Here is a 6,463-nt window from a genome sequence, read left to right on the forward strand (position 1 = left end):
CTCCAGCCCTCGGCGTCTCCAGCCCTCGGCGTCGCGGTGAGGACGTTGTGCTGCCGTGCGGCGTCGCCGAGGCGCTGGAAGGCTACCTCCAGGTCCTCGGGACCGAGCCGCAGCCGGAGCCGTCCTCTCAGCGGAGCGGCACGAAGCGGTAGGGACCGTGGTCCGTCGAGCGGACCTCGTTGCCGCGACGCTCGATGAGCAGCATGCGGCTGCGCACCGGGATGACCATCCGGCCGCCCTCGGCGAGCTGGGCGAGGAGCTCGTCCGGGAGCCTGCGAGCGTTGGCCGACACGAGGATCCGGTCGTAGGGGCCATGCTCCGCGTCGCCGAGCGCGTCCGCGTCAGCCTCCGCTATCGAGGCCCAGGGATGGCCGGTGGCTGCGAGGTTGTCGGCGCCCCACCGGGCGAGTTCCGGCACGAGCTCGACACCCCGGACGGACCCTTCCGAACCGGTGAGGTGCGCGAGCAGTGCAGTGGTCCACCCAGAGCCCGAGCCGACGTCGAGGACGCGGTCGCCGGGGCGCACGTCGAGGAGTCGCAGCATGGCCTCGACGGTGCGGGGCTGGGAGTTCGTCTGTCCGTGCCCGATCGGGATGGGCGCATCGCGCCGCGCGTCAGCTCGCGAGGACGCGGGCAGGAAGCCTTCGCGTGGGACGGCATCGAAGGCCCGCCTCACGGCATCGCGGGTCAGGCGCATCCCCCGATTGAAACAGTCCCACAGAGAGCGCACCACCGAGCGATGCGAGCCGGAGCGCTCAGGGGTCGGCGAGGGCCTCGGCGTCGGCGTGCGCGATGTGCGGGAGCTGCTGCCAGATCGCGACGACGAGAAGGGCCGAGCCGGCGAAGCCGAACCAGAATGTCGCAAGGACGCCCCACGCCCCGGCGACGACCCCGCCGACGAGACCGCCGACGACCATGCCGCCGAAGACGCCGAGAAGGTAGACGCTGCCCACCCGTCCCTGGAGTCCGGTCGGCACGGCGCGCTGCCGGACCGCCCTCGACGTCGTGCCCCAGATGAAGGCGTGGGCACCGAAGACGAACATGATGACGAGGGCGACCCACAGGTGCCGGGTCAGGGCGAAGGCGAGATGTGTGAGGGTCTCGATCACCAGTCCGCCCCGCATGATGTTGCCGAGGCTGACTCTCGCCGTGACCCAGCCGTAGAGCGCGGTGCCCAGCAGGCCCCCGACAGCGCCGGCCGTGGTGAGCAGCCCGAAACCGACCGCCCCTGCATCGAGGATGTCGACCGCATAGAGGACGAGCACCGACCACGAGGCGCCATAGGTCACGTTGAAGATGACGATCGTCACGGTGAGGGTGCGCACGGCGGCGTGGTTCCACAGCCACCGCAGCCCCTCCGTGATGTCGCGTCTCAGGTGGGAGCGCCGAGCCTGCGGGTCCCGGCCGTGCGGGGGCAGGACGACGCGTGACACGAGCAGGGCAGCGAAGGCGATGCACGTCGCCTGGGCGACGAAGGGGACGACGAGGCCGAGGGCGAACAGCGCCGCGCCGATCGGCGGACCGGCGAGCTGGTTGACCGTGATGAAGCCGGCCATGAGCCGGGCGTTGCCGATCCCGAGGTCGGCCTTGTCGACGACCATGGGCAGGAGCGTCTGGCTCGTCGTGTCGGCGAAGACCTCCGCCGTGCCGAGCAGGAAGAGAGCGGTGAGGACGACCCAGATGCTCACCACGTCGGTGACGATCGCCGCACTGAGCACCAGCAGCACGGTCGTGCGCAGGAGGCTGACGACGATGACGATCCGCTTGCGGTCGAGGCGGTCGGCGATGACGCCGGCCACGAGGGCGAAGGCGAGCCAGGGAACCCGTTGGAGCACCGTGGCAAGGGCCACGAGGAACGCGTCGCGGGTCTGGGCGGCGACGAGGAGCGGTCCGGCAGCGAGCGCGATGCCGTCAGAGAGGTTGCTCGCCCACGACGAGAGCATGAGCCACCGGAATGACGGCCCGAGCCGCGCCGGTGCGACGCGCTCGATCAGCGACGTCATGGCGCCGCGGGAGCCGGTCGTCCGGGCCGCCGTGCCACGACGTGGAGGAGGGTCCCGAGGCGGCGGTAGGGGTCGGCCCGACCGAGCTGTTCCTCCACGTCGAGGATGCGGGCGAGCTCGTCAGGTGGGGGAGTGGGCGCGTCGACGGGCACGTTGTCGGAGGCGACGCGCACGCCGTACCACTCCTCGACGTGCAGGCCTTCGGTCTCGAGCGCCGCGGTGAGGTCGTCGAGTCGGTCTGCGCGGGCGGGCACGCCGATCTCGTTGCGGTACGAGGGGTCGCGGCCCTCAGCGGCAGCGCGCTCCTGCTCGTCGAGCAGGGCGAGCGCGGCCACCCAGTCGTGTCTCGTCGCCGGGCGCCAGGCCAGCGCGTCGGCGTTGCGTGCGACCACCGAGACGAGCCCGCCTGGCGCGGCGCAGCGGGCCAGCCCGGCAATGGCCGGCCCAGCGTGCGGCAGATACATGAGCACGCCCTGACAGAGGACGACGTCGTATGCCGCTGCGCCCGTGATGTCGGCCAGCGCCGTGATGTCGCCGGCCAGGAGCGTCACGCGCTCGCGTGCGTCGGCGGGGAGTGCCGCGGCCTCCCGGTCGAAGGCCTCCCGCATCCGCGCACTGGGCTCGACCGCCGTGACGCGATGTCCGAGCCGTGCGAGGCGGAGCGCCTGCGTGCCCTGGCCGGCGCCGACGTCGAGGACGTCGAGCGCACGGAGCGGACCTCCCTGGGGCGGCAGGTGGGCGGCGAGCTGGCGGGACACGAGCTCCTGGCGCACGACGTTGCGCAGGTTGCCCAGACGCGAGAGCCACGGATCCATGCCGAAGCCGAACGTCGAGCCCATGTGGTCCTCCGACATGGGCTCGACGATATCGGGGCGGCTCCGGCGACCGTGCTCAGGGCGGTGGCGCTCGATAGGGTCGGACGGTGACTGACGACGTGCTGACCCCTGACCAGATCCAGTCCCTTCGTGACCGTGTGGCGGACCTCATGCCACAGGTCCGGGCCGACCTCGAGTCGCTGATCCGCATCCCCAGCGTCTCAGCGGCCAGCTTCGACCAGTCCCAGGTCGCTCGCAGCGCAGATGCAGTCGCCGGGCTGCTACGCGCAGAGGGCCTCGACGTCGAGGTCGTCGTCGAGGGGGGTCGCCCCGCCGTGATCGGCCACGTCGAGGGCCCGGACGGCGCACCGACCGTGACCCTCTATGCCCACCACGACGTGCAACCCCCAGGCGACGACGCGGACTGGGACAGTGCGCCGTTCGAGCCGACCGAGCGAGAGGGGCGCCTCTACGGCCGCGGCGCCGCTGACGACAAGGCGGGCGTCATGGCCCACCTCGCCGCCCTCCGAGCGCACAGAGGCACGCTTCCGGTGGGCGTCACTGTCTTCGTCGAGGGTGAGGAGGAGTCGGGTTCCCCGTCTCTGCCGGCCATTCTCGAGAAGCACGGTGACCGGCTCGCCGCTGACGCGATCGTCATCGCGGACTCAGGCAACTGGGCCATCGGCACGCCGGCGCTCACGACGACGCTGCGTGGGGGGATTCGGGCCGTCGTGCGGGTCGAGACCCTCGACCACTCGGTGCACTCCGGCATGTTCGGCGGCGCGGTGCCAGACGCCGTGACGGCGCTCGTCAAGCTCCTCGCCACGCTCCACGACGACGACGGCAACGTCGCAGTGCGGGGCCTCGACGAAGGATTGGCCGCCGAGCTCGACTACGACGAAGCCCGGTTGCGGGCGGAGTCCGGGCTCCTCGACGGCGTCGAGCCGATCGGGACCGGTTCGATCCTCTCCCGGCTGTGGACGAAACCGTCCATCACGACCATCGGCATCGATGCGACGTCCATGGAGAAGGCGTCCAACACGCTCGCTGCGCGGGCCGCGGCGAAGCTGTCGATGCGCATCGCGCCGGCCCAGGACCCGAAGAAGGCTTTCGAGCTGCTGCGCGCGCACCTCGAGGAGCGCGCGCCCTGGGGTGCCAGGGTCACCGTCGAGCTCACGGAGGAGGGGTCCGGCTTCGCGGCCGACGCGGACGGCCCCATCTACGACCAGGCTCGTGCCTCGTTCCGGGATGCGTGGGGTGTCGACCCGGTCGACATGGGTGTGGGCGGCTCGATCCCGTTCATCTCTGACTTCGCAGCACGATTCCCCGACGCCGCGATCATCGTCACCGGCGTGGAGGACCCCGACACCCGCGCCCACGGTGCCAACGAGTCTCTCCACCTCGAGGAGTTCGCGCGCGTGTGTGAGGCGGAGGCGATCTTCCTGGCCCGCCTGGGGGCCCAGCACCGAGGCTGAACGGGGGTATGCCGCTGGGCCGGAAGCCAGCCCAGCGGCATACCGCGTCGTGGTGGGAGCGACACGGGGTGTCCCAGAATCTGGCGGCAGCGCGGCGCTCCCACCCTGCGGGTGTGTAACATGGCCCACCATTGGCTGGGCCGACTGACCGCATGCCCGTGGTCGTCTGACCCAGGCAGCGTTGCGCGTGAGTGCCAATCGGGAGGCCGCTGTGGATCATGACCCCGAGCCGTCGGCGCGTCCCTTGGGGCCGTATGAGCGCAGCCTCAAGGCGGCGCGCGCTGCGACTACCTCGTCGTCGGGGAGCCCGCGACTCAAGGGACGCTGGGGACGCGCCGGCTCCTCGCGTCCTGGGGGACGGCATCGAGCGCCGAGCCGCGGCCGGGGGCGTCGCCTCAGGACCATCGCGCTCGTGCTCGTCCCACTCGTGCTCATCGGGGGCGCGGCATACGGGCTGCTCAAGCCGGACGGCGACTCGGCTGGACCCATCGCCTGTGGTCCGTCGCGCGTGCCGCTGACCATCGTCGCCTCCCCCTCGGTGGCGCCGGTGCTCACCACGGCCGCGGCCGCCTTCGACCGTGGCACGGCCTCATGGGTCGACGGGCGCTGCACGACGACGACTGTCGTCTCGGCAGAGCCGAATGACTTCGGGGACACGCTCCGCGCCGCCGTCGAGGCCGACGGGGGAGCGAACGCACCGACCGCCTGGGTCCCCGACGCGAGCATCTGGCGTGAGGTACTGGGCCGCCGGCCCGAGCTGTCCGCCGCGCTCCCTCGGACGTTCCCCGTGGTTGCCGTCAGCCCGGCGGTCATCGCGGCGCCACAGCCCATGGCCGAGGCCCTGGGCTGGCCGAAGAGCCAGCCCAGCTGGGGGGAGCTGCTCGACCTTGCCCGGGACCCGGCGGGGTGGGGCGCAAAGGGGCACCCCGAGTGGGGGAGGGTGCGCATCGGGTGGCAGGACCCGCTTCGCGACGCGGCCAGCCTGACGTCGATGATCAGCCTCTCGGAGTGGGCGACCGCGGGCGCCGAGTCGGTGGAGGACGTGCGGCGAGGCCTGCTGTCCGCCCACAGCGCGCTGGCCGACCTGCACGCTGACGCGAAGAAGGTCCTGGCGCCGCTGGCCGACCCGACGGTGAAGGCGGCAGACGCTGCGAAGGAGGCCATGCTCCTGCCCACGAGTGAGCGTGAGGTGCTGAAGTTCAACGCGTCGAAGCCGACCACTCCGCTCGTTGCGCTGTATCCGAAGGACGGGATCCACCCCAACGAGGTCCCCTTGATGACGATCTCCGGGCGCTGGGTCACCGAGCAGCAGCGCGCCGCGCTCGACCGCTTCGCGGTCTTCCTCGTCACCGGGGAGGCGACGGAGCACTTCGCCGCCGACGGCTGGCGCACTCCGCGCCTGCAGACCGAGGCGGACACGTCCCAGGGTGTGGTGGCGTCGGAGCCGCGATTCACTCCGTCGCGCCCCAACTCGTGGTCGCTGGCGCAGTCCCTGCAGGGATGGACCGCTCTGGACCGCCAGGGCTCCGTGCTCGTCCTGCTCGACACCTCGGGTTCGATGAACGAGCGCGTCGCCGCGGCGGGCGACGCGACGCGACTCGACCTGGCCAAGGAGGCCATCGCCGACTCTCTGCCGCTGTTCTCCGACCGGACCAACATCGGCCTGTGGACCTTCTCGCGACACGAGAACCGCACCGACTACACCGTCGTCCTCGACCTGGGGCCACCCTCGCGGTCTGTCGGTGGCGTCACCGCCGTGCAATCCCTGCAGAAGTCTCTCAGCGGCCTGCGTGCCGACGGCGCGACCGGCCTGCACGACACGGTCATCGCCGCCGCCGGCGCGGCCCAGAAGGCCTGGCGGGAGGGCAACAACACCATCATCCTGATCAGCGACGGCAAGAACGAGGACCCCGGCAGCGCCACGCTCGAGCAGGTGTTGGCCAAGATCGAGCCGCTGGCGAGCCCGGAGCGGCCGGTGCGCATCCTCAGCATCGCCCTCGGTGGCGAAGCCGACGCCGCCACACTGCGCAGGTTCGCTGATGCCGCCAAGGGTGAGGCCTACGTCGCCCGGGAGGCGCAGGACCTCGGCAAGGTGTTCCTCGCAGCCCTCACCGACTAGTGTCGCGCGTCTGAGTTTCGTTGACGGGTGGCGTGGGGCAGGATCTCGTCG

The 6,463-nt window shown here is 71.6% G+C and carries 5 protein-coding genes; 2 read left to right on the top strand and 3 right to left on the bottom strand.

Annotation, left to right across the window (positions count from 1 at the left end):
* Positions 1–127: 127 nt before the first annotated feature.
* The 3 genes from LOY02_RS15645 to LOY02_RS15655 are packed head-to-tail and all read right to left on the bottom strand — an operon-like array spanning position 128 to position 2,857.
* The gene (locus tag LOY02_RS15645) at positions 128–697 is read right to left on the bottom strand and encodes a protein-L-isoaspartate O-methyltransferase (protein ID WP_317183293.1); all 570 of its coding nucleotides are present in this window, start codon (positions 695–697) and stop codon (positions 128–130) included.
* A 58-nt stretch (positions 698–755) separates the two neighbouring features.
* The gene (locus tag LOY02_RS15650; protein WP_317183294.1) at positions 756–2,003 is read right to left on the bottom strand and encodes an MFS transporter; all 1,248 of its coding nucleotides are present in this window, start codon (positions 2,001–2,003) and stop codon (positions 756–758) included.
* Positions 2,000–2,857, bottom strand: coding sequence for a methyltransferase domain-containing protein (locus tag LOY02_RS15655; RefSeq protein WP_317183295.1), 858 nt, complete (start codon positions 2,855–2,857; stop codon positions 2,000–2,002). Before LOY02_RS15655 ends, LOY02_RS15650 begins: the two co-directional genes overlap by 4 nt.
* 68 nt (positions 2,858–2,925) lie before the next feature.
* Here LOY02_RS15655 and LOY02_RS15660 point away from each other — a divergent pair, with 68 nt between their 5' ends.
* Together LOY02_RS15660 and LOY02_RS15665 are read left to right on the top strand one after the other, a co-directional pair.
* Positions 2,926–4,293 carry a dipeptidase gene (locus tag LOY02_RS15660; protein ID WP_317183296.1) on the top strand — a complete coding sequence of 456 codons (1,368 nt, stop codon included), beginning with the start codon at positions 2,926–2,928 and terminating at the stop codon, positions 4,291–4,293.
* Positions 4,294–4,705: 412 nt separating this feature from the next.
* A complete protein-coding gene (locus LOY02_RS15665) occupies positions 4,706–6,412 on the top strand; it encodes a substrate-binding domain-containing protein (RefSeq protein ID WP_317183297.1) in 1,707 nt (568 codons plus the stop codon).
* Positions 6,413–6,463: the final 51 nt, after the last annotated feature.

Source organism: Intrasporangium sp. (assembly GCF_032907665.1).
Classification (GTDB): domain Bacteria; phylum Actinomycetota; class Actinomycetes; order Actinomycetales; family Dermatophilaceae; genus Intrasporangium.

Coding starts and splice junctions, on each gene's coding strand:
- LOY02_RS15655 (WP_317183295.1), bottom strand. CDS start 2,857: ATGTCGGAGGACCACATGGGCTCGACGTTCGGCTTCGGCATGGATCCG.
- LOY02_RS15645 (WP_317183293.1), bottom strand. CDS start 697: ATGCGCCTGACCCGCGATGCCGTGAGGCGGGCCTTCGATGCCGTCCCA.
- LOY02_RS15650 (WP_317183294.1), bottom strand. CDS start 2,003: ATGACGTCGCTGATCGAGCGCGTCGCACCGGCGCGGCTCGGGCCGTCA.